At 50.4% G+C, this 3,070-nt stretch carries 1 rRNA gene; it reads right to left on the reverse strand.

Annotation, left to right across the window (positions count from 1 at the left end):
- Positions 1-52 precede the first annotated feature (52 nt).
- Positions 53-2,913: ribosomal RNA gene (locus I2B62_RS20290) — 23S ribosomal RNA — on the reverse strand.
- Between the last annotated feature and the right edge of the window lie 157 nt (positions 2,914-3,070).

A 3,070-nucleotide genomic window follows, 5' to 3' on the forward strand; every position in this document is an offset into this window, starting at 1 on the left:
TTGGTCATTCAAAACAACATAAAGATTGGGAGTATTTTCAAAATGTCTTGATGGGATCAAGACCTCGGCCGATTAGTACTGGTCAGCTCCATACATTGCTGCACTTCCACCTCCAGCCTATCTACCTGGTCGTCTTCCAGAGGCCTTACTTCTTTCGAATGAGATATCTTATCTTAAGGGGGGCTTCGTGCTTAGATGCCTTCAGCACTTATCCCTTCCAAACTTAGCTACCCAGCGATGCTCCTGGCGGAACAACTGGTGCACCAGCGGTTTGTCCATTCCGGTCCTCTCGTACTAGGAACAGCTCCTTTCAAATATCTTACGCCCACGACGGATAGGGACCGAACTGTCTCACGACGTTCTGAACCCAGCTCGCGTGCCTCTTTAATGGGCGAACAGCCCAACCCTTGGGACCTGCTTCAGCCCCAGGATGAGACGAGCCGACATCGAGGTGCCAAACCTCCCCGTCGATGTGGACTCTTGGGGGAGATAAGCCTGTTATCCCCGAGGTAGCTTTTATCCGTTGAGCGATGGCCCTTCCACTCGGAACCACCGGATCACTAAGCCCGACTTTCGTCTCTGCTCGAGATGTCTCTCTCGCAGTCAATCACCCTTCTGCCTTTGCACTCTTACAGATGGTTTCCAACCATCCTGAGGGTAACTTTGGGCGCCTCCGATACTTTTTAGGAGGCGACCGCCCCAGTCAAACTGCCCATCTGACACTGTCCGCTTGCCGGATTACGGCAACGCGTTAGAATTCCAATATAACAAGAGTGGTATCCCAACAATGGCTCGGCACACACTGGCGTGCATGCTTCTCTGCCTCCCACCTATCCTGTACATGTTATATCAAAACTCAATGCCAGACTACAGTAAAGCTCTACGGGGTCTTTCCGTCCTGTCGCGGGTAACTCGCATCTTCACGAGTACTACAATTTCACCGGGTGTGTTGTCGAGACAGCGCTCAAATCGTTACGCCTTTCGTGCGGGTCAGAACTTACCTGACAAGGAATTTCGCTACCTTAGGACCGTTATAGTTACGGCCGCCGTTTACTGGGGCTTAAGTTCGCACCTTCGCTTACGCTAAGCACTCCCCTTAACCTTCCAGCACCGGGCAGGCGTCAGCCCCTATACGTCATCTTTCGATTTAGCAGAGACCTGTGTTTTTGCTAAACAGTCGCTTGAGCCTCTTCTCTGCGGCCCCCGAAGGGGCACTCCTTCTCCCGAAGTTACGGAGTCATTTTGCCGAGTTCCTTAACAACACTTCTCCCGCTCATCTTAGGATTCTCTCCTCGCCTACCTGTGTCGGTTTACGGTACGGGTACCTCTTTGCTCGATAGAAGCTTTTCTTGACAGCGTGAAATCGGCGACTTCCCTACTTATTTTTCGTTCCGCATCACAGCTTGACTTTATGGCGAAAGGGATTTGCCTCTCTCTCCGGTCTCACTGCTTGCCCCGGCTCTTCCAACGGCCGGGTTCGCTTATCCTTCTGTGTCACTCCATCTCTCAAACGCGCTGAGGTAGTACTGGAATTTCAACCAGTTGTCCATCGCCTACGTCGTTTGACCTCGGCTTAGGCCCCGACTAACCCTGAGCGGACGAGCCTTCCTCAGGAAACCTTGGGCTTTCGATGGTGAAGATTCTCACTTCACTTTCGCTACTCATGCCAACATTCTCTCTTCTCTTAAGTCCACTGAACCTTACGATTCGGCTTCGCCCCTAAGAGATTGCTCCCCTACCACTGTACTTAAGTACAATCCATCGCTTCGGTGCCTGATTTTAGCCCCGTTCATTTTCGGCGCACCACCACTCGACCAGTGAGCTATTACGCACTCTTTAAATGTATGGCTGCTTCTAAGCCAACATCCTGGTTGTTTGTGCAGTGACACATCCTTTCCCACTTAATCAGTACTTGGGGACCTTAGCGGATGGTCTGGGCTGTTTCCCTTTTGACAATGAAACTTATCTCCCACTGTCTGACTGCCCTGTTAAAATGGACGGCATTCGGAGTTTGATATGGTTCGGTAAGCTTGACGCCCCCTACCCAATTCAGTGCTCTACCTCCGTCATTCATCACAGAACGCTAGCCCTAAAGCTATTTCGGGGAGAACCAGCTATCTCCGTGTTCGATTGGAATTTCACCCCTATCCACAACTCATCCAAGCCTTTTTCAACAGACACTGGTTCGGGCCTCCACTTGGTTTTACCCAAGCTTCACCCTGGTCATGGATAGATCACACGGTTTCGGGTCTACAGCATGCAACTAGACGCCCTGTTCAGACTCGCTTTCGCTTCGGCTCCGCACCTGAAGTGCTTAACCTCGCTACATACCGTAACTCGTTGGCCCGTTCTACAAAAAGCACACTGTCACTTGCGCTCCAGCTGCTTGTAAGCACAGGGTTTCAGTTTCTATTTCACTCCCCTTCCGGGGTTCTTTTCACCTTTCCCTCACGGTACTTTCCGCTATCGGTCACTGGGTAGTATTTAGCCTTGGGGGGTGGGCCCCCCATCTTCCCACAGGGTTTCACGTGTCCCGTGGTACTCTTCGAATCTCCTCATTTCGGCTTTTCGCATACGCGCGTCTTACGCTCTTTGCGGGGCCTTCCCATGCCCTTCTGCTAAACGAAAATGATTGTTGGATTCTGGGCTCTTCCTCGTTCGCTCGCCGCTACTTAAGGAATCGATGTTTCTTTCTTTTCCTCCGGGTACTAAGATGTTTCAGTTCCCCGGGTTCCCTCCGTTAAGCTATGGATTCACTTAACGGTGACGGCTCTTCTAACCGCCGGGTTTCCCCATTCGGACATCCACGTCTCAACGGATATGTGCTCCTAAACGTGGCTTTTCGCAGCTTGTCGCGTCCTTCTTCGGCTCCCAGTGCCAAGGCATTCACCCTGTGCTCTTTGTTTCTTGATCTCCACGAATGCTTTCGCATTTCGTTTTTCTTTTGTTCTCTTTCTGAGCTCAAAAGAATGTTGTTTTTTGAAATTGCATTTATTAAGAAGTTTTACTTTGTTTAATATTTGCTCTTTACTCTTTTTTCTTTATGTTGTTTTCAATGACCAATGTATGA

Origin of the sequence: Eubacterium sp. 1001713B170207_170306_E7 (assembly GCF_015547515.1) — a bacterium.
In the GTDB taxonomy this organism is placed as follows: domain Bacteria; phylum Bacillota; class Clostridia; order Eubacteriales; family Eubacteriaceae; genus Eubacterium.